The following is a 21,149-nucleotide window of genomic DNA, read 5'->3' on the forward strand; positions in this document are numbered from 1 at the left end:
AAATACTTACAGCAAATTCAAGGATATAGCGATGACAGTTTGAAATTGTCGCCGCGCGAAAACCCTGTATCGCCGAGCATTTCGGCACAATCGAAAGGAAGGATTAACCATTATTCGGCAAAACTTGCAGCCAGTTCGTGACTGGTGTTTGCCAAGGAAAATCCATGTATTCGCGCAAGTTTCTCATTATATGCGGTCTGGCCGCCGCGGCATTGTCTCCCGTCGCAGATGTCGCTCCGGCAGCCACTGCCGCAACCCGTGACAAGGCGTTCTTCGATTCCGTCGCCGGTTCATGGAAGGGCCCGGGCGAAATCGTCGCCGGCAAATACAAGGGCACAAAGTTCACCTGTAACCTGATCGGCGAGCCGACAGGCGACAGCAGCGCCGGCATCAAGCTCGACGGCACCTGCCGCGTCGGTGTCTTCAAGCAGCCGATGACCGCGGTCATCTCGCAGTCGGGCTCGACCTACAAGGGCAAGTTCCTCGACGGCGCGGCCGGCAAGGGTCTTGACGTCGTCTCCGGCGCCGTCAGCGAAGATACCGTCGTCGTCGGCATCAACCGCGCCAAGCTGAACGGCGCGATGATCGCCCGCGTGCGCGACGACAAGACGATGAACGTCACCGTTTCGGTCAAGGTCGAAAGCCAGATGATCCCGGTCATCGGCCTGACGCTGACCCGTCAGGTCGACGAGATGGCCGTCGGCTCCATCCAGTAGATAAATCGCACAGCGGATTTTCCTGAAGCGGCGGGTTTCCCGCCGTTTTCCGTTTCAGCTTCTCTGCTTCAGGCGTTCCGCCACCAGTCGCGGCTGTCGTCGGCGACCTCGATGCCGGTGACCTCGGCATCATTAAGCCAGTCATTGACCGCCCTGCCCCTGACGAGCAGGCCCGGCGCGATATCGGCGAGCGGCATCAGCACGAAACCGCGATCGGTCATGCGCGGATGCGGCAGCTCCAGCCGCGGCGCCTCCTGGACGACGTCGCCATAAGTCAGCACATCGATATCGAGCGTGCGCGGTCCCCAGCGCTCGATACGCTCACGCTTCATCTCGCGCTCTATGGACAGGCAGACATCGAGCAACGCTTCCGGATCGAGCTTGGTTTCGACGGCAGCGCAGGCGTTGAAGAAGAAGGATTGGTCCGTCTTGCCCCAGGGCGGCGTGCGATAGAGCCGCGAGACCGCCGTCACCCTGCAGTCATCCCGTTCGTCCAGCCGCTGCAGTGCGGCCGCCATCGCCTTGACGGGATCGCCGATATTACCGCCGAGGCCGAGTGTGGCCGATTGCGATGTAGCCTCAGGCAAAGTGTTCAATGCTCACCTGCACGAAATCGAGCACGCCGGGCACTGGCGCGTTCGGCTTGCGCACCGTGATCTTCGCCCGCCGGACCTGCGGGAATGTCTCGCAAAGCCCCTTGGCGATATCAAGCGCCAGGGCCTCGATCAGGTAGCGCCGCTTGCCCGTGACGATCTGCTCGATCACGGCAAAGGCGATGCCGTAATTGACGGTATCGTTGATCGAATCGCTTTCCAGCGCCTCGCCGGCAACGACGTCGAGCTCGGCATCGACGAAGAAGCGCTGACCGAGGAATTCCTCCTCGTCATGCACGCCGTGGCGCGCAAAGAAGGCGCAGTTCTGCAGCGTGATCGTGTAGGTGGTCATGTCGGCCGCTTCCTCTCGAATTCCTGGCGCGCATTCAGCATAGCATCGGCGATGTCGAGCGCATCCCTGTTGATTGCGACATTGTGCACCCGGAAAACCGCAGCCCCCTGAAGCCTGAGCAGAGCGCTTGATGCAGCCGTCGCTGAATCCCTGTCCTGCGCTTCACGTCCCGTCACCGCGCCGAGGAAGCGCTTGCGTGAGGTGCCGGCGAGCAGCGGCAGGCCGAAGCGGGAAAGTTCGGAAAACCGCGCCATCAGTTCCAAGTTCTCCTCCGCCGTCTCCTTGGCGAAGCCGAAGCCCGGATCGAGCACGATACGGTCGCTGTTGACGCCTGATGCCGCAGCGATCGCCAGCGACCGTTTGAGAAAATGCACCTGGTCGGCAATGACATCGGGAAGCTTCGCCCTGTCGCGGCCGGTATGCATGATGCAGAGCCCGGCCCCGGTGGCCGCGGCGATGTCGGCGATATCGGGCTCCTTCTGCAGCCCGAACACATCGTTGACGATATGGGCGCCGGCGCCAACCGCAAGCCGTGCCGTCTCGGCACGATAGGTATCGATCGAGATCAGCGCCCGGGTGCGCCCGCGCAGCGCCTCGATGACGGGCAGCACGCGGGCCTGCTCCTCGGAAGGGCTGACTGTTGCAGCGTTCGGCCGGGTCGATTCGCCGCCGATGTCGATAATCCCCGCGCCCTCGTCCACCGCCAGGAGCGCCTGTTCGACCGCCGCATCGACGGTTTCAAAACGTCCGCCGTCGGAAAAGGAGTCCGGCGTCACGTTGATGATCGCCATGATCACCGAACGGCGGCCGAGTTCGATCTCCCGGCCATGGCCGACACGCCATAAACTGCCTTCGCGCCCTGTCACCAGACTTATCCTATTGATCGCGAAAAAAGCGCCATCCGATATTGCGCTTGTGGTGGCTATGCCCCAAGCTCCTGTCGATTTCAACACGGGTTGCGTTCAGAATGCCGCTTGCAGTGCGTTATATGGTCCTTCTTATTGCCTTTTCCATTGCTCTTTCCGTCTGCAGCCCGGTGGCGGCAGAAGTGATCGCATCGAAAAGCTATTCCTATTTCAGCATCAGCGGCAAAACCGCCGATGAGCTCGACCGTGAACTCAGCCGGCGCGGCCCGACGTCGAGCGGCTCCTCGGCACGCCATCCCGGCGCAACGAAGATCCGCTTTGGCGGTGAAGCCACCTATATCCAGGATAACGGGCGTTGCCGCGTTGGCAACGTCAAGGTCACGGTCCACACCCAGATCATCCTGCCGCGATGGAGCAGCCGCAAGGGCGCCAGCAAGGAGCTGTCGATGATCTGGGATGCCCTGTCGAGCGATATCAAGCGCCACGAGGAGCGTCATGCCGAAATCGCCCGCGATCAGGCCCGCGCCATGGAACGCGCCATTCGCGCGCTGCCGCAACAGCGCAGTTGCGAAGCCATGCAGGAACTCGTCTCCGACGAATCAGCTCGCGGTATAGAAGAGCACGATCGGCAGCAGGCCCGATTCGACCGGGTCGAGGCGGTCAATTTCCAGAAGCGCATGCTGAGATTGCTGAACAATCGAATCAACGGCCGAGCCGGCGAAAAATAAGGTTTTTTCAGTCGGGACGCGAGCGAAAACCTTAGCTGCCCAACGAAACTTGTGCGAAACCTGCCCCCTCCCCAGCGATTGAATGGTCATTTTTCATCCTGGCAGACTCAACCGGAACGCGTTAATATGAACACATTCGAAAGTGCAGCTACGGCAACTGGACTTTCATCGCTGGGTTCTCCTGGCGCGTTCCGAAGCCGCGGATGTTCCTCCCTCATCCGTAGGTAATGCGCCCGCCTCGCCTCGCTCGCTCTAGCGCGCGAGGCGTCTTTTTTGTGAGATCCACATCTGCAGATTTTCTGTCAGCAAAGCGCAGCGCGCTTAGGCTTGACGTTCCGGCACGTGCACCACGAGCCCGTCATAGGCGGCCTTCATGCGGATCTGGCAGGACAGCCGCGAGGTGGGGCGCACATCGAAGGCGAAGTCGAGCATATCCTCTTCCATCGCTTCCGGCTGACCGACCTGTTCGGTCCATGCCTCGTCGACATAGACATGACAGGTCGCGCAGGCGCATGCGCCGCCGCATTCGGCCTCAATGCCGGGCACCGAATTGCGCACGGCATTCTCCATTACGGTGGAGCCTTGGTCGACGTCGAGGTCGAAGCGCGTGCCGTCGAAAGCAACGATGGTAAGTTTTGGCATCAGGACTATTTCCGGTCTTCAAATGATGGGCGGATCTTCTTCCGACAATTCGACGCATCAGTCAACATTGCGGAAATTCGTCATAGCGTCGCAGATCGGGCTTTCGCCCGCCGTCTTCAAAGCGTCATGGAGCAGGTCGCAAAAAGACCCGAGGTTCCGCAATGGAACAACGGGCCTCGTTCGAACGGCATCTTAGGCATGTCGCCCAAAACTGCGCATCGGTTTTGGGACAACGACATGCATAGACGAAAGACTTGGAGATCAGCCGCGGCAGAGCTTCAGGATAAAATTCTCGGCGTCGATGACGGCGGCACCCAGCGCTGCCGTCGCGCCGGCATCGCCGCCGGTTTCCTCGACGACCTCGGCCGTCTGCGACACGCGGAACGCGCCGACCGAGCTTGCCGCGCCCTTCAGGCGGTGCGCGGCCGCGCCGACGCGGATGGTTTCACCGCTCGCAATATCCTGCAGACATGCGCGCGCCTGACGCGCAAACATCTGAAGGACTTCGATTTCCAGCGTCTTGTCGCCCATGGTCTGCTTTGCGAGATGGACCAGATCGATCGGCCGGACCTTTGAGGGACAGGGTCCCTTTGCATTATCCGGCGCCTCGAATACGATGTTCAATGCTGCCATCTGAGCTGCCATTGCCAATTCTCCCGTCTCTATCGTCCGCAGTTGCAACAGTTCTGCGTCAGGAGGGTGGCCATCCCGTTAAATTCCGGCACATTCGGAGCGGAAATCTCGCCATATGGTTAACGTCCGTTAAATATCCCTAAATTATTGGTTTTTAACCGGTGTCGCAGATTCAAAGGTGTTAACAACAGGTTAACGAGCCGTGAATCTCAAGCCTTCATTAATTGTGTGAAGAGCCCAGATGTGTCACTACGATACTGGTGGAGCGGGTTTATGGTACGCGCCTTTGCCGAGCGAGTGGATAATGGTAGTGTTTTGATACCTTCCGTTTGAAAAAGCGGCTATCTACTCTGAAATGACATGCTTATCCGTCCGTCATTGGGATGGAAGGCTGGAACGGCAAAGTTGTCCCCCGGTGAGGCGGAAGCCCGGGATGTGCTACCGGACCGGCCGGATGTAACGAGGCATACCGAATGGCGAACAACAAATATAACGAGTCGATTGAGGACAAAGCGTTCAAGGCATTGGACGAAGCGCTCCAAATCGACTTCGGCAAAGATAACGTGCCGTCTCGCCGCGGCGACGCGCCAGGGGCTCCGGAGGCTAATGTGTCTGATCCAGTAAATGCGCGCAACCAGCAGGCCCAGGAAGAAGCGCAACGCCGCAGCCGCCGCGGTGCCGCCGGCGAGCAGGCGTCCAGGGGGCCGACCTTTGCGCCCGCCAACGATGCCAGCCGCAATACGCCCGCCTCGATCCTGAAATCCTTCGACGGCGCCTCCAGCCGCTCGGCGGTGCGCACCGCCACGCTCTTCTCCGTGCTTTGGGTCATGGCCGGTCTCGGCCTGATGTCGCTGCTTTATGCTCCCGAGATCTGGCAGATCCGTTCAGTCGCCGATCTCGTCGCCCTGCCCGGCGTCATCGCCGGCCTCGTCGGCATCATCATTCCCGTGATGATGTTCTATGCTTTCGCCATCATGATCTCGCGCGCCCAGGACATGCGCAACGCTGCCCGTTCCATGGCAGAGGTGGCCTTGCGCCTGGCAGAGCCGGAAACCATCGCTTCCGAGCGCATCATGACCGTCGGCCAGGCCGTGCGCCGTGAGGTCTCGGCCATGAATGAAGGCATCGAGCGCACCATCGCACGTGCCTCCGAGCTGGAAACGCTCGTCCATTCCGAAGTCAATGCACTTGAACGTTCCTATGCCGACAACGAGTTGCGCGTCCGCGGTCTCGTCCACGAACTCGGTTCCGAGCGTGAGGCGATCGTCAACCATGCCGACCGCATCCGCACCTCGATCGGCAGCGTCCACGATCAGTTGAAGGAAGAGCTGTCGCTTGCGACCGAAGAGATCGCGGTGCGGCTTGCCACATCGGGCGAAGCCTTCGCCTCGCTGATCGATACGCGCGCCGCGACGATCCTGGAGAAATCGGACAGCGCCCTGCAGTCGATGGGCAGCCTGCTCGCCGCCAAGACCGACAGCCTGCTGCAGACGCTGAACGCTTCCGGTTTCGCGCTCGCCACCGAATTCGACAACCGCCTCGAAGCCCTCTCCGTCAATCTCAACGACCATGGCGAAAGACTGCTCAGCCAGTTCGAGACGCGTGCCTCGACTATGGACAGCAGCACCGAAAAGCTGAACGCGGCGCTGAACGAGCGCACCCATCAGCTCAATGAGATCCTGATCGCCCGCACCCGCGAGATCAATGAGAGCCTGACGTCAGGCGGACGCACCATCGGCGGGACGCTCGACGATGTGCTGTCGAAGCTGAACAGCGCGCTCGACGAAAAGGGCGCGAGCTTCCGCCAGAGCCTGCAGACCAGCGCCGACGACGCCGTCATGGATCTCGACGTGCGCTCCGGTTTCTTCGAAGAACGGCTGCAGACGACTGTCGCCCAGCTGTCGACCGCCTTCGACGAACGCGTCGCCGAATTCACCAGCGCTTTCGACAAACGCACCGGCTCGCTCGACACCAAGCTGATGGAGAGCCTCGCCCGCATCAACGAGACGCTGACCGGCGGTTCGGATTCGATCGACGGCATCCTGAGTTCCGGCATCGACCGGCTCGGGTCGTCGATAACAGACCAGTCGCTGGCGCTCGCCACGGCACTCGCCACCGGCCATGAAATGCTGGAAAGCACGGTCGGTGCCCGGGCGGAAGAAATCACCACCGCGCTCACCAGCCGCACCGGTGAACTGACCTCGGCGTTGCAGAGCGCTACCTCCGAAATCGCGCTGGCGCTTGCATCCGGCACCTCCGATCTACAGAACAATCTGCAGACACGCTCGGCCGAATTCCGCGACACGCTGCGCGCCACCACCACTGAGTTGACGACCGCCGTTGCCGAAGGCACCGAGCAGGTGACCGCTGCCTTCGGCGGTCGCGCCGAGGAGCTGAGCGGCGCGCTTGCAGCGCGTGCAGCTGAGATCACCGAGGCGCTCGGCACGGCCCACGGCCGCATCGACAGCGTCATGGCCGAGCGCGGCGGCGCACTGATCGAGGCGCTCACCAGCCATCACGGCCGCTTCGAGGAAGCGCTGACGTCCCGTTCCGACGCCATCATCAACGCCGTTTCCGGCACCCAGGACCGCCTTGCCGAGACGCTCGACGAAAAGGCGATGGCGCTCGCTATCTCCCTGAACGAGAGCCAGGCCCGCATCGAGGATACGCTCGAGAGCCGTTCCGCAGCGCTACTGAATGCGGTCTCCGGCACCCATGACCGCCTCTCCGAGACGCTCGATGAAAAGGCGATGGCGCTCGCCATTTCGCTCAATGAAAACCAGGCCCGCATCGAGGATACGCTCGAGACCCGCTCCGCGGCCCTGCTGAATGCCGTCTCCGGCACCCATGACCGCCTGTCCCAAACACTGGACAGCAAGGCGGCGGCCCTGACGACCTCACTCGACGAGCGCCATGCCCGCATCGAGGATGCGCTTGGAACACGTGCCGAGGCGCTGCTGAACACTGTTTCCGGCACGCGCGACCGTCTTGCCGAGACCCTCGACGAAAAGACGACGGCGCTTGCCACGTCCTTGAACGAGAGCCAGGCTCGCATCGAAGATACGCTCAAAACCCGTTCCGCGGCCCTGCTGAACTCGGTCTCCGGCACCCATGACCGCCTGTCCGAGACACTGGACGGCAAGGCGGCAGCTTTTGCCACCTCGCTCAGTGAAGGCCATGCCCGCATCGAGGAGACGCTCGAAACCCGCTCCGCAGCCCTGTTGAATGCCGTCTCCGGCACCCATGAGCGCTTGTCCGAAACGCTGGACGAGAAGGCGATGACGCTCGCCATCTCGCTCAATGAGAGCCAGTCGCGAATCGAAGACACGCTGGAAGCACGCTCCGAAGCCTTCCTCAAATCCGTGTCCGGCACGCATGACCGCCTTTCGCAGACGCTCGACGAAAAGTCGGCGGCGCTTGCCGCCTCCCTGAACGAGGGTCAGAGCCGCCTGCAGGACACGCTGGAGAGCCGTTCGGAATCCTTCCTCAACGCGGTGGCCGCCACTCACGACCGCCTGTCCGAGACACTCGACGACCGGGCCATGGCGCTTGCCATTTCGCTGAACGAGAGCCAGAGCCGTCTCGAGGAGACGCTGACGACGGGCGCCGATGCGATCACCAATGCGGTCTCCGGCACGCATGAAGGCCTGAACGGTGTGCTCGACCAGAAGGCCGCCGCCCTTGCCACCTCGCTGAGCCAAGGCCAGGCCCGCCTCGAGGAAGCCTTGGGGCACCGCACGGCTGCGATCATCGGCGCCGTAACGGCAAGTCACGACCGGCTCACCGATGCGCTCGACGAAAAGACCATGGCGCTCGCAATTTCGCTCGACGATAACCAGAGCCGCTTCGACAGCGCACTTGAAGCCCGCAGCAACTCCATGATGGAAGCCGTTGCCAATGCCGAGACGCGCGTCGCCGGCGCCTTCGCCGACAAGACTGATGCGATCCGTACCGCCTATACCGATAATCAGCAGCGGCTGGAGAATGCACTCTCCCAGCATAGCGCTGCCCTCTCCGGCGTTCTTGATGCCGGCGGCTCGCGCTTCGAAGATATCGTCGGCGGCTTGACCAGCCGCATCGAAGGCCGGTTGAGCGATGCCCATGCGCGACTCGGCGGCCTCGCCGACGAGGCCGCCGCACGCATCGAGCGCGGGCTCGACTCCGCCCATGAACGCATTCGCACGACGCTCGAGGACCGCGCCAACGCCATCGACCTGTCGCTGAACCAGGCCCACGCGCTGATCAGCGATACGCTGACCGAGCAGGCGACCAGCATCGGCACCTCGGTGGCGACCAGCGTCAGCATGCTCGAGATGTCGCTGGAGGAGCGCGAAGCGGCGATCCGCCAGGCCATCGATGCCGGCGCCCAGACATTGGAAGATCGCATGCATGCCGGCGCCGGCCAGATCGCCGGTCGCTTCCAGGAGGCGGCAAACGCGATTTCAAGCTCCACCCAGAACTTCTCCACTCATCTCGATCGGTCGGTCGAAAGCCTGACCGGCCGTTTTGAAGAAACCGGATCGCGGGTGGAAGCCGGCCTTGCGGCGATCGAGACCCGCATCCGCGACGGCGTCGGCGGCGTTGCCGACAAGGTCGAAACGGCCAGCAGCCAGCTCTCCGGCGTGCTCGCCGACGGCATTTCCCGCCTCGGCGCGCTCAGCAACGACGCCACGCAGCGCATCTCGGCGACGCTCGAAGGCAGCGCCGCAAACCTCACCGAGGCGATCGATAGCCGCACCGCCAATCTGGCCGAGACGCTGGACAGCCGGGCCACGAGCCTGACCGGCGCCATCGAAGGCCGCACGGCGCGCCTCGGCGAAACCCTCGACCGCGGCAATGAACGCATCGAGGAACGCCTTTCCACCATGGACCGCGCGTTGACCGTCGGCCTCGAAGCCGTCAACCGCACCATCGAAGGCAAGGCCGCCGGCCTCGCCTCGACGTTGCGCAGCGCCGTAGCCGAAGCAGCCCAGGGAATGGAAGGCGAAGCGACGAGAACCACCGAACTGCTCGGCAAGACCGGCCAGCAATTCGCTGAGGATCTCAATACGAAAAGCGACGAATTCACGCGCACCATGGATGAGCGCTCGTCGCAGATCGTCACCCGCGTCGCCGAAGCCCAGAACCGGCTGGCGAGCCAGGCCGCTGCCGTCGCCCAGACCTTCTCGGAAGCCGGCAACGCCATCGTCAACAAGGTCGCCGAAGCCGAGACCATCGTCGGTACCCAGGTCAACGCCATCTCCAAGGCGTTGTCGGATGCCGGCCAGTCGCTGGAAGCACGCGGCGATGCCATCCGCTCGACGCTGTCGGGAGCCGGCAGCGAGATTTCCGCCACCATGGCGGATGTCGACCGGGCGCTCGAAGCCCGCAGCAGCGCCATTCGCTCCAATCTCGAGGAGCGTGCCCGCGAGATCGACACGACCTTCTCCGAGATCGACCGGGCGCTCGAAGCGCGCGGCAATTCGATCCGCTCGACGCTCGAAGAACGCACCCGCGATCTCAATTCGATGCTATCAGGACGCTCGGTCGAACTGACGCGCATCCTCGACGAAACGGCTCGCCCGATCATCGATCGCTACACCGATGCCGGCGAGCAGGCAGCCGCCCGCATCACCGCCGCGGCCAACCTCAGCGCCGACCGTCTGCGGGCCGAAAACGAAGCGCTCGCCAGCGCCGTTGCCGCCCGCACCGAAAACGTCGCCAATGCCGTAAGCGCCATCGAAAACAGCCTGGTCGGCAACGTCAACGGCCTCGTCCAGCGCATGTCGGAAAGCAGCGCGGCAATGGCGATGATGATGAACCGCGCCGCCGAGCAGCTGGCCAGCGTCGACGGCCGTCTCGGCGACACGACCACGCGCTTTGCCGACTCCGCCACCAAGGCCGCTGAAATGGTCTCCGCCTCGACCAGGCTGCTCGAAGGCAAGGTCGACCGCCTCTCCGACATTTCGGGCCAGACGCTGTCGCAGGTCGGCGGCATCATCGGCCGCTTCGACGAACACTCCAAGGTCCTGACCCAGGCCTCGCAGCTTCTCGGTGCTGCCCAGTCCAACCTCGCCTCGACGCTCGAGGAGCGCGAGAGCGCTCTGCAGACGCTCTCCGTCGGCCTCGTCCAGCGTTCCGCCGAGATCGAAAAGACCATGCAAGGCCTCGGCGGCATGATCGAGACTGTGTTCGAGCAGGCAGAGCAACGCTCCAACCAGGTCTCCGGCAATCTGCGCCAGGGCGTGCAGTCCTCCCTAGCGGATATCGGCCGCATTCTCACCGAAACCGAGAAGCGCGCCCAGGAAGCGGCGGAGACGATGCGCGAGGCGATCACGCGGGCCGGCGACGAGGCCAATACGACGATCGACGGCACCTTCGCCAATGTCGAGCGTCGCTCCGGCGATCTCTCCAACCGCATTCGCGGTGGTCTGACGGCCTCGCTGTCGGAAGTCGAGCGCATGCTCGGCGAAGCCGGCCGCGCTTCCGATGGTGCCGCCCAGAACATGCGGGAAGCGTTGCGCGAAGCGATCGATGAAGCCGTCGGCCGCTTCTCCGGCGCCACCGATGATATTCGCCGCTCCGCCGCCGATATCCGCAACGAGCTCGACGCCACCCGCGCCGAATTGAAGCGCGGCGCCTTCGATCTTCCCGAGGAAGCCAAGGAAAGCGCTTCGGCCATGCGCCGGGCCGTCGCCGAGCAGATCAAGGCGCTGCAGGATATCTCCCAGCTTGTCGGGCGCTCCAGCCAGCAGCTTGAGATCTCCCAGCCCGTCGCCCGCACCCTCGCCCAGGCGCAGCCGGCCCCGCGTCCCGCGCAACCGGCTGTCACCCAGCAAGTCGCAACTCAGCCGCAGCAGCCGGTAGTGCCCCCTTCGATCGAAGCGACGGGCCTGCGCGGAACGATCGCGCCGGCAGCACCCGCTGCCGCCCCTCAGCGCGCCGCCCCGCAGCCTGCCCCCGCTCGCCAGGAAGCAGTCCGCCAAGAGCCTGCTCGCCCGGAAAGCGGCGGCTGGATCAGCGATCTGCTGCGCGGCGCATCGCGTGAGGAGGCCGCCGACGAGGCGTCTGCTCGTGCCCCGGCCCGGCCGGTGGAAACCGCCGCACCGGCCGCGCGCAGCAACGACAGCCGCAATCCGCGCCACGTCGTCGAATCGCTGAATTCCCTCTCGGTCGATATCGCCCGCGCCATCGATCATGACGCCTCGGTCGATCTGTGGCGCCGTTACCAGCGCGGCGAGCGCGACGTCTTCACCCGTCGCCTCTACACGCTGAAGGGCCAGCAGACTTTCGATGAGATCAAGCGTAAATACGACCGCGAACCGGAATTCCGCACCGCCGTCGACCGCTACATCGGTGATTTCGAAAAGCTGCTCGCCGACGTCGCCCGCACCGATCCGAACCAGACGGTGACGCAATCCTACCTCACCTCGGATACGGGCAAGGTCTACACCATGCTCGCCCATGCAGCAGGCAGGCTCGGCTGAGCCTGCTTGTAACCATCGATCGCACTTGACCGAATTGGACGGGAAGCCACCGCCACACATGTCGAGCGGCTTTCGTTTGTCGGAAGGGCGCGACCGAGAAACCCTCATCGTGCGGCGTTCGAAATGACCAAGGCCTTGCTGATCATCGATGTGCAGAATGCAATTTTCTCCGGCAAAGCCACGCCGGAGCGCCAGCCGCATGTCGATGCCGCAATTGACGAGACCGTCGCTCGGCTCGCAACGCTCCAGGAAAAGGCGAGGCGGACAGGCGCGCCGGTCGTGCTGGTGCAACATGACGGCGACAGGGGCCATCGATTGGCCGTCGGCACGGAAGGATGGGCGCTGCGCGACGAGATCGCACCGAAACAGGGCGAGGTCGTCATCCGCAAGAAAAGCGCCGACTCCTTCTTCGAGACAGATCTCACCGAACGTCTGAACGAACAGTCGGTCACCCACCTCGTCATCGGCGGCTGCATGTCTCAATTCTGCGTCGACACGACGGTCAGACGCGCCGTTTCCCTCGGATATGACGTGACGCTGATTGCCGATGGTCACACCACCGGCGATACTGCGACCCTGACCTTCTCAGAGATTATCGCCCACCACAATGAAACGCTCGACGGTTTTGACGCGGGCAAGGCGATGGTAGAAATCCGCCCCACCGCCGAGATCGTCTTTTCATAGAGCTCCAGCAGCAACAGCCGACATCGAATCGGAAGCAGGCCGTCTCGCGAGCGCGCGGGCAACAGTCGTTTTTCCGAAGACAATCACATAGCTTCTCCCCCCTTGTTCAATGAATGCACGTCAGGCAAGGAGATACGACTGTCTTTGCCTCAGAGGCCGGCGCAGGTCATTTTACTGCTGATATCTTCTATTGTGCATTGCCGGCAGCAGTCCCGGCAAGATCATCCGACGCCCAAGCCTGGATGGCCTGATTGAACACACGTTCACCGTCGGCGCCCTTTTCAAGCGTCAGCAGTGCTCGTTTGCCGTCCTGATAGGAAATCGGCAAATCGATCCATTGGCGTTCAAGCAGTTCAAGGTTCTTGGCACGAGCCTCAGGCAGATCATTGAGCGCCAGCATGTAAAGATTGTCCGTGACCTTGGCGGGGACGGCTATCAATGTGTCACCGCGATCGCCTTCCGTCGCCTTCATTGACATGGACCGGAGACTGTAAATTCCGCCTCCCTTAAATCCCGGCGCGATCCGAAACGACAATTCAACGAGGTGGCTTGCGGAAACGGAGGGATCTGCATTCCGTTCCAGTGTCAGCACTGCAGTGAGGTGACGCTTCGGCACCGCGATGTGCGCTTGGATAACAGGATCGGAATGTCCGCTGGCGTCGGTGCGCATATCGATTGACCAGGTGACAGAACCGGGAACCGTCGTCGGCTGTGCCTTCTCCGGTTTCTCCTCATACAGAAACATCTGAGGAACTAGCGAACGCGGAACGGAGCGTCCGGATGACGCAAAGGCGGAAAAGGGTGAGAAAACGAGCACACATATGCCGACGACCAAAACCATTGCCGAGCGCATCATAGAAATCCCACCCCTCGCAGCGTAACGCTGTCTCCTATCGTATAATTTCTTAAATCGGAATTATGCAGCAATTCAAAGTGCTGCGGAAATTCGTGAACAACTGTAGCGGCGAAAACCGGGACCGCAATGCGGCCCCGGCTTCCCATCTACCGATCGGCCGCTATGCCCCAGTTGTAAACGCAGCGATCGAGGCCGATGGCGATTTCGAGGACGAGAACGTCATGGTCGACGGCCGCTCCCTTCTTCGGCTGCGACCGGTAGCGCTGCGGAAAGTCCGTGCGCCGCGAGATCGAGCAGACCTCCATCCATTTGTAGCCATTGTCGACCTCGATATCCATCGTCACCTCGGAATAGGCCGGCAGCCGGTCGGAGGGCACGATGCGCGTCGGCAGATGGATCAGCGAGGCGATCATCCGGCGCACCGGTTCGAGGCAGACGGCATGATAGTCGTTGCCGCTGTCGGCCGTGAAGGCGCATTGGAATTCGAGCTGCCAGAACTCCTTCAGCCGCACATGTTTCGTCGGCTGCTCCTGTTCACGCCGGTAGGACCGGCCCGCCTGCCAGACGCAGAGCGGCAGCTGCGTCTTCGAGTGATTGCCGAGAATATGCTGCATATAGGCATAGGTCGACGGCGTGGTCTCCGGTCTCAGCACCAGCGCGGTATCGCCGGCGGAAAGCTGTTCCTGCACCCAGATATCGGCATTCGAATAGGCGTTTGAGACCAGCGACCGCGGTATCAGCGCCGGCGCCTCGACCCTTCGCACATCCCAGGCGGGATTGACCGATCTCAGAAAACCGCGGACCTCTTGCGAGAAGAAGCCGATCATATGGTCGCGCAGATGGATCTCGCGCTCCTCCCAATGGACGAGCGAATTGACATGATAAAGATTGAGCACGGTGCCTGTCTCCTTGGGCAGCCTTGATTGACCTGGTGAGGGGGCTTTACGTCCAGCAGCGCGCCGGACGCCGATAGCGCCCTGACGTCACGGCTGGACGTGGAGACCTCGTCCGCCAAAAGCGCGCGCAATCGCAACCTGCACGCAGGTGCGGATATAACGAAAGAAAGGCGCGCTTTTCGTGCTCATGGGAATTTTCTAAGTGCGATGCGTCCCATTGTCAAAACCGACGACGGTGAGACAAAAGCAATCAGTTGTGGATAGGCCTCTTTTTATTGCCCCTTGTCCTTCATTCCGTCACAAACTTTCTAGATCGGCTTGCGTTTAGGCCAACAACACCGTCCAACGACAGAGAGCGCAATTGATGATCAAGACGACCTCCCGGCTCCTTGCCACCGCGCTCTCTTCCGCCTTGCTGATGGGCGCTTTCACGTTGGCTCAAGCCGGCCAGGCAAGTTTCGTCGTCGATGCGCAATCCGGTCAGGTTCTCGAAGCCTCCAATCAGGATGAGCTGAACTATCCGGCATCGCTGACCAAGATGATGACGCTCTATCTCGCCTTCGAAGCCCTGCACGAGGGACGCCTCACCTGGGACCAGAAGCTGACTATGTCGGAAAACGCCGAGAGCAAGGAGCCCTTCAAACTCGCCGTCGGCGCCGGCCGCCAGGTGACGTTGCGCGAAGCGGTCGAAAGCATCGTCGTTCTGTCTGCCAACGACTCTGCCGTGGCGATCGCCGAACAGCTCGGTGGCTCCGAACAGGCTTTTGCCAAGGCGATGACCGACAAGGCAGGCCAGCTCGGCATGACGAATACCGTCTTCAAGAATCCTTCGGGCCTCCCCGATCCGGAGCAGGTCACCTCGGCGCGTGATATGGCGACCCTCGGCATTTCGCTGATGCGGGACTTCCCCGAGGAGTTCAAGCTGTTCTCGATGCGCGGCTTCCAGTTCCGCGGCATGAAGCTGCGCGGCCACAACAACCTGATGTATCGCTATGACGGCGTCGACGGCATCAAGACCGGCTATACCGATGCATCCGGCTACAATGTCGTGACCTCGGCGCTGAAGGACGGCCGCCGCGTTGTCGGCGTCGTCATGGGCGAAAAGACCGCGAGCCTGCGCGACGACAAGATGGCAAGCCTGCTGGACAGCGCGCTGCCGTCGTCCTCGACCGCCACAGCATCCACCACGCCAGTCAAACAGCCCGGAGCGACGATGACGGACACGCAGCCGACGAAGTAGGGCTGCTTTCTATCTAAAGGCTACTTCCAGGTGCTGCCGGTCTTGGGCGATTACCCTGCAATTCGTTTCGAACCCTTCTCCTTTGATGGCAAGGATGAATTCCGAAGGAATACCTGCCGTATTGGAGACCGAAATGCCCGCACTCTCCGAGCCGATGGATTTGACAGTGCAGTCGATGGTCGAGCGGCGATCGTTGAACAATATCGAACCCGCCTTCAGGACACGCCGCCGAGCGCCGATGGCGTGATCGGCATGAATGGAACTCCATGATACGCAGCGATTCCGGCCAGCATGTTTGGCCTGATACATCGCGGCATCCGCCTGAGCCAGCAGGGTCTCGATCTCCTTGCTGACGATCGAGAGCGCCGAGCTTCCCAAGCTAGCCGTCACGTGGAGAACGCCATGATCACCGCGGATCGGCTGTGAGGCGATAGCGGTTCTGAGTTTTTCGGCGACAGCGACAGCCCCCTCCCGATCGACATGCGGCAGGACGACGGCGAATTCCTCGCCTCCGATCCGCCCGAACAGATCGCCGGCGCGAAGGGTCGTCTTGCAGATTGATGCAACCGCCTTGAGAACCTCGTCCCCCGCAGCGTGTCCATGCGTATCGTTCACCCGCTTGAAATGGTCGATATCGAAGACGATGCATGACAGGTCATGCTGGTGCCGCAGAGCAAGCGAAATCAGCTGATCGGCTTCCTGCTTGAAGGCGCGCCGCGTCATCGCCTCGGTCAGGCTGTCGGTGGCGGCCGACTGCATGAGCTCGATGCGGTCCATCGCCGCTCCCGCCAGCTCCTCGAGAATGCTGAGGTCTCTGGTGCCGAACGATCTTGGCCGGCGGTCGATCGCACAGACCGTTCCGATCATGTGCCCGGCTTTCGTCCTCAACGGCACGCCGGCATAGAAGCGGATATGATCCTCGCCCGTCACCGCGGAATGTTTTGAAAAGCGTGTATCCTTGGTGGCATCCTGGACGATAACAGGCTCGTCACAATCCACCACGCAGCGGCAGAACGTGTCTTCGAGCGACACCTCGTCGGCCGACAGGCCGGAGCAGGCCTTGTACCATTGCCGGTGCCCATCGATCAGCGATACGATGCCGATGTCGATGGAAAATATCTGCTTTATCAGCCGGACGATCCGCTCGAAGCCTTCGTCCCTCGGCGTGTCGAGAAGGTCGAGTTGCTGCAGCGCGGCCAGGCGAGCATTTTCGCGCTGGAGCGCTTCCGATGACGACTTTCCGAATACTCGTGCGACCACCATGCAGCATGCCTCCTGACAGCGATAACATGATGCGTTCCACAAATTCGTGAAAAAATTGAATACGATGGCAGCCCCATTCTGACGGGACCAAATATTTTTCGAAATCAGCAACCCTTGATGTCGACGCAGCGGTCGCGAAACGCCATCTCAGATTGAGCGCAGTGTCCAGCTGACGATCTCGGAAACCACCGTGGAAAAGGCGCGATCGAGACCCTTGACGAAGCCAACATTGTCGCCGCCGGCCGGCGCCGTGGCGCGGAATAGCTTCTGGGCACGCACCGAACCGTTGCGGTCGTTGAGGATCTTGGCGGAGATTTCGACCACCGCCTGATTGCCATTGGAAGCGTCGATCTCGAATGAGCGGATATCGGTGACGACCTGGTAATCGATCGCCAGCCCCTGCCCCGGCATGCCGACCCCGCCGAGCTTGCCGGAATTCTCGAAGGCCTCGACCAGCTTCGACTGCACGATGCGCGGCAGCTTGTCGCCCCACTGCGCCCGCGACAGATACTGGATTTCCGAGGACGAGACGCGGATGACGATCTGCTCGCTGTCGAGCGCCTTCAGCGCCGTCGGGCTGGCGATCAGGACCTGGCGGGATTTGGCCGCGGGTCCGTCGCCGTCGACGGCAGCGGACAGGTCATAGGTATCGTTCTTGGCCGCGGTGCCGCACCCGGAAAGGATCAGCGCCGTCAGCGGCAGCGCGATCACCGTTCCTCTGATCCATGAACGGCGCGACAACAGATGCGATGCGACCATATTAGGCTACCCCTGACTTCCCAGTTAACGCCGCGTCCGGCCGTCATATTGCTTGACCGTGTCCCCGCCGAAGATCAGGCGTTGCGGATTGCGGTCGAAATTGGTGATCGTATCGTTCAGATTATTCACGGTTCCGCGCATGTCGTTGACGAGCGTCTGCACGTCGCGCAAGCCGCCGCTCGAGAATTTCTGCAGATTGTCGGCGATCGGCCCGATGCGCGCATTCAGGTTGTCGGCGACTTTCTTGAAGGATTCCAGCGTATCGCGCGCCTCGGCGAACAGCGATTGTGTGTTATCGGTTCCGAGCAGCGCATCGACTTTGATAAGAATGCCGTCGATGCGGGTCGAGGCCGAATTCAGCTTGTTGGTAAGCTGCGAGACGTCCTGGATCGTCTGGTCGATATCTTTCTTGCGGGCCGAAACCGTATCGGCGACATCGCGGATCGAGGCGACGGCGGTGCGCGCATCCTTGGTCGCCTGCGCGATGTCATCGACGGAACCCTTCACCTTGGCGGGGTCGATCTGGGCGACGAGCGTGTCGACGCGGTCGAGCGTCGCCTGTGCCTGCTTGCCGAAATCGTTGAAGGTGGTGGCCGTCTGGTCGAACTTCTGGATCGCCCCCTTGAGGTCGCCCGAGGCATCGGCGACGTTGGCGGTGATCTTCTCGGCGTTGGAAACGATATTGTTGATCTTCTGAGCGTCAACAGCCTTGACCAGCGATTCCACAGCTTGAAGCGTCGAATCGACACGGCCGGAGACTGCTTTCACCGTATTGGAGAGCTCACCGACGCTTTGCAGGAAGGCATCGATATTGCCGGAATTCTTGGCCAGCGCATCCGAAAACGTCTCGGCATTCTTGAACGTCTCGGTCAGCGGAGCGCGTGAATCCTGGATGAAGCCCTGGAGTTCGCCGACCGCGTCATTGGCCCGATCGAGAATCTTGTCGGCGGTCGCCAGCAGGTTGGTGACGCTCGACTGGTCGGCGACGATGACGGCGCGTTTGCCGTTGTCGATCGCATGTTGAAGGATGCTTTCCTCGCCCTTGCGGCCACCCGACAGTTCGATATAGGCAGCTCCGGTCAGGCCCTGGATTTCTAGGGCGGCCTTGGTGGAGGGGTAGATCGGCGCATCGGTGCGCACCTGGGTGAAGGCCAGCGAATATTGCGGATCGTCGGCATCGATCGACAATGTCTGCACCGAGCCGATCTGGATGCCGTTGAAGCGCACCGGTGAGCCGACGCTGAGGCCGTTGGCGGAACCCGGAATACGCACGATCAGTTCCGTCATCGGGCCGCCGCGGCCATATTCGGCCATCCAGTAGACGAAGCCGAAGGCCGCCGCGATCACCAGCACCGTGAAAAAACCGACAATTGTGTAATTGGCTTTGGTTTCCATTTATCCGGTCACTTCCCGCTCACGCCGTGGCGCGCGCCATCGTCCTGCGGCACGATCGAGCGCGCCCGCTTACCCTTGAAATAGGCTTGCACCCACGGATCGTCATAGGCCAGCATGTCGTCGATCGTGCCTTCCACCATTACCCGTTTCTTTCCGAGCACGGCAATACGGTCGCAGACCGAAAACAGGCTGTCGAGGTCATGTGTGACCATATACACGGTCAGTCCCAGACTATCGCGCAGGTTGGCGATCAGTTCATCGAATTCGGCCGCACCAATCGGATCGAGACCCGAGGTCGGCTCGTCGAGGAAGACGAGTTCGGGATCGAGCGCCAACGCCCGGGCAAGGGCGGCGCGCTTGATCATGCCGCCTGACAGTTCGGACGGGTATTTGTCGGCGGCATCGGCCGCCAGACCCACCATGCGGATTTTCAGATGCGCCAGTTCGTCCATCAGCGAGCGCGGCAGGTCGAGATATTCGCGCATCGGCACCTGGATGTTTTCCTTGACCGTCAGCGACGAAAACAGCGCCCCCTGCTGGAACAGCACTCCGAGCCGCATGTCCAGCGCGTTGCGCTGCGGTTCGTCGAGCTCGTCGAAATCTTGGCCGAGGATCTTGATCGTGCCGGAGCGGCGCGGCAAGAGCCGGAGCACCGTGCGCATCAGCACCGATTTGCCGGTGCCCGACGCACCGACAAAACCGAGGATCTCGCCGCGGTAGATATTCAGATTGAGATTGTCGAGCACGACCTTGGAGCCGAAGGCGACGGTGACGTCGCGCGCCGAAAGCACGATGTCCCTGCCCTCGCCGTCTTTCTCGATTTCGTTCGATTGCTCGTCCACGCGGTCCGCCATGCTAGAAATCGATCGCTGCATAGAACATCGCAAAAAGCCCGTCCATCAGGATGACGACGAAAATCGCCTTCACCACCGCGGCCGTTACGTGCTGGCCGAGCGATTCGGCGCTGCCGCCGACCTTCAGCCCTTCGACGGCGGCAACGATGCCGATGACAAGCGCCATGAACGGCGCCTTGATCATGCCTGAGAGCACCGTCGACAGCGTCACCGCCTCGTGCAGGCGCGACAGGAAGTTGGCAAAGGTGATGCCGGAATAACCCCAGGCGACGGCGGCCGCGCCAGCAAGCGAGGCGAAATTTGCGAGCACCGTCAGAAGCGGCAGCGCGATGGTCAGCGCTACCAGCCGCGGGAAGATCAGCACACCGATCGGGTTCAGCCCCATCACCTTCAGCGCGTCGATCTCCTCGCGCATCTTCATCGAGCCGATTTCGGCGGTGATCGCGCTGCCCGAACGGCCGGCGATCATGATCGAGGTCAACAGCACCCCGATTTCGCGCAATTGCAGGATGCCGACAAGATCGACGACGAAGACCTCCGCACCGAAGTAGCGCAACTGGAAGGCGCCCTGCTGGGCAATGATCGCTCCGATCAGAAACGACATCAAAAGAATGATCGGAACGGCGCGAACGCCCATATGGTCGATCTGGTTGACGATCGAGGCGGGCGAAACGCCGCTGCCGCGACCGAACTTCATCTGCGCCCCGCGCACCGCCGAGCCGAGGATATACATGGAGGCGGCGAAATTGTCCCAGAGGTCGTAGGTCATCCTGCCCACAGGCGCGAAGATGCGCGCGACAAGCGAGACCTTCTCCTGCTGCTCCGGTTCGGGTTTGGCCGGCTCCTCGGAAAACATCGCAAGCATTTCGTCGATATGCGGATTGGTGCCTTCGAAGCGAACCGTCCGTCCAGCCGCCTCCGCTTCCTTCTTCAGCCGACACAGTAGCCAGATTCCGGCGGTGTCGATATCCGAAATATCAGAGAGGTCGACCGTCAGGTCGCCGGTCTTCTGATGGAGGAGCTTTTCGAAGTCGCGCAGCACGAGATGGATATAGGCGCTGCGCCAATTGCCGCTGAGATGCACATGCTGCCCCGAACCATCGGCCTGGTCGTCCACGTCAAGCGAGGCAGCGTTGCGATTCTCTGCGTTCAAGATACTTATGTCTTTCAAGGCTTGCGGCGACATTGCCGAATCGCGAACGGATC

Annotated in this window: 17 protein-coding genes; 5 read left to right on the forward strand and 12 right to left on the reverse strand. The window is 61.8% G+C overall.

Annotated features, from left to right (window positions below):
• Window positions 1-164 precede the first annotated feature (164 nt).
• Window positions 165-716 (forward strand): hypothetical protein, encoded by a 552-nt coding sequence (locus QMO82_RS12890; protein WP_183607150.1) that lies wholly within the window; start codon window positions 165-167, stop codon window positions 714-716.
• Between the two features lie 68 nt (window positions 717-784).
• Here the strand turns inward: QMO82_RS12890 and folK are convergent, their stop codons facing one another.
• Genes folK through folP form a run of 3 tightly spaced genes read right to left on the reverse strand, consistent with a single transcriptional unit; the run spans window position 785 to window position 2,527 of the window.
• Window positions 785-1,303, reverse strand: coding sequence for a 2-amino-4-hydroxy-6-hydroxymethyldihydropteridine diphosphokinase (gene folK, locus QMO82_RS12895; RefSeq protein WP_183607694.1), 519 nt, complete (start codon window positions 1,301-1,303; stop codon window positions 785-787).
• Window positions 1,296-1,661 carry a dihydroneopterin aldolase gene (gene folB, locus QMO82_RS12900; RefSeq protein ID WP_183607149.1) on the reverse strand — a complete coding sequence of 122 codons (366 nt, stop codon included), beginning with the start codon at window positions 1,659-1,661 and terminating at the stop codon, window positions 1,296-1,298. The genes folK and folB overlap by 8 nt, the downstream gene beginning before the upstream one ends.
• Window positions 1,658-2,527 carry a dihydropteroate synthase gene (gene folP, locus QMO82_RS12905; protein WP_183607148.1) on the reverse strand — a complete coding sequence of 290 codons (870 nt, stop codon included), beginning with the start codon at window positions 2,525-2,527 and terminating at the stop codon, window positions 1,658-1,660. Before folP ends, folB begins: the two co-directional genes overlap by 4 nt.
• A gap of 101 nt (window positions 2,528-2,628) precedes the next feature.
• Here folP and QMO82_RS12910 point away from each other — a divergent pair, with 101 nt between their 5' ends.
• A complete protein-coding gene (locus QMO82_RS12910; RefSeq protein WP_183607147.1) occupies window positions 2,629-3,255 on the forward strand; it encodes a DUF922 domain-containing Zn-dependent protease in 627 nt (208 codons plus the stop codon).
• 321 nt (window positions 3,256-3,576) lie between these two features.
• Here QMO82_RS12910 and QMO82_RS12915 read toward each other — a convergent pair whose 3' ends face one another.
• Together QMO82_RS12915 and QMO82_RS12920 are read right to left on the reverse strand one after the other, a co-directional pair.
• Window positions 3,577-3,897 (reverse strand): 2Fe-2S iron-sulfur cluster-binding protein, encoded by a 321-nt coding sequence (locus QMO82_RS12915; protein WP_085737415.1) that lies wholly within the window; start codon window positions 3,895-3,897, stop codon window positions 3,577-3,579.
• 261 nt (window positions 3,898-4,158) lie between these two features.
• Window positions 4,159-4,542, reverse strand: coding sequence for an Hpt domain-containing protein (locus tag QMO82_RS12920; RefSeq protein WP_183607146.1), 384 nt, complete (start codon window positions 4,540-4,542; stop codon window positions 4,159-4,161).
• A 461-nt stretch (window positions 4,543-5,003) separates the two neighbouring features.
• Here QMO82_RS12920 and QMO82_RS12925 point away from each other — a divergent pair, with 461 nt between their 5' ends.
• Window positions 5,004-11,996, forward strand: coding sequence for a hypothetical protein (locus QMO82_RS12925; RefSeq protein WP_183607145.1), 6,993 nt, complete (start codon window positions 5,004-5,006; stop codon window positions 11,994-11,996).
• A 123-nt stretch (window positions 11,997-12,119) separates the two neighbouring features.
• Window positions 12,120-12,680 carry a cysteine hydrolase family protein gene (locus tag QMO82_RS12930; RefSeq protein ID WP_183607144.1) on the forward strand — a complete coding sequence of 187 codons (561 nt, stop codon included), beginning with the start codon at window positions 12,120-12,122 and terminating at the stop codon, window positions 12,678-12,680.
• Window positions 12,681-12,867: 187 nt separating this feature from the next.
• On the opposite strand, the gene QMO82_RS12935 is transcribed toward QMO82_RS12930, so the two are convergent.
• Complete coding sequence (locus QMO82_RS12935; RefSeq protein WP_183607143.1) at window positions 12,868-13,536, reverse strand: hypothetical protein; 669 nt, start codon at window positions 13,534-13,536, stop codon at window positions 12,868-12,870.
• Between the two features lie 146 nt (window positions 13,537-13,682).
• A complete protein-coding gene (locus QMO82_RS12940; protein WP_183607142.1) occupies window positions 13,683-14,432 on the reverse strand; it encodes an aminoacyl--tRNA ligase-related protein in 750 nt (249 codons plus the stop codon).
• A gap of 364 nt (window positions 14,433-14,796) precedes the next feature.
• On the opposite strand from QMO82_RS12940, the gene QMO82_RS12945 reads away from it, so the two are divergent.
• A complete protein-coding gene (locus tag QMO82_RS12945; RefSeq protein ID WP_183607141.1) occupies window positions 14,797-15,672 on the forward strand; it encodes a D-alanyl-D-alanine carboxypeptidase family protein in 876 nt (291 codons plus the stop codon).
• 9 nt (window positions 15,673-15,681) lie between these two features.
• Here QMO82_RS12945 and QMO82_RS12950 read toward each other — a convergent pair whose 3' ends face one another.
• The 5 genes from QMO82_RS12950 to QMO82_RS12970 form a co-directional block, all read right to left on the reverse strand.
• Complete coding sequence (locus QMO82_RS12950) at window positions 15,682-16,935, reverse strand: sensor domain-containing diguanylate cyclase (RefSeq protein ID WP_183607140.1); 1,254 nt, start codon at window positions 16,933-16,935, stop codon at window positions 15,682-15,684.
• Between the two features lie 147 nt (window positions 16,936-17,082).
• Entirely contained in the window at window positions 17,083-17,694 is a 612-nt protein-coding gene (locus QMO82_RS12955) for an ABC-type transport auxiliary lipoprotein family protein (protein WP_183607139.1), read from the reverse strand.
• Window positions 17,695-17,718: 24 nt separating this feature from the next.
• Window positions 17,719-19,089, reverse strand: a complete 1,371-nt coding sequence (locus tag QMO82_RS12960) for an MlaD family protein (RefSeq protein WP_183607138.1) — start codon at window positions 19,087-19,089, stop codon at window positions 17,719-17,721.
• 8 nt (window positions 19,090-19,097) lie between these two features.
• Entirely contained in the window at window positions 19,098-19,943 is an 846-nt protein-coding gene (locus QMO82_RS12965; RefSeq protein WP_085737424.1) for an ABC transporter ATP-binding protein, read from the reverse strand.
• A 1-nt stretch (window position 19,944) separates the two neighbouring features.
• Window positions 19,945-21,129, reverse strand: a complete 1,185-nt coding sequence (locus tag QMO82_RS12970) for an ABC transporter permease (RefSeq protein ID WP_246718265.1) — start codon at window positions 21,127-21,129, stop codon at window positions 19,945-19,947.
• Window positions 21,130-21,149 lie beyond the last annotated feature (20 nt).

This window comes from Rhizobium sp. BT04 (assembly GCF_030053135.1).
Classification (GTDB): domain Bacteria; phylum Pseudomonadota; class Alphaproteobacteria; order Rhizobiales; family Rhizobiaceae; genus Rhizobium; species Rhizobium binxianense.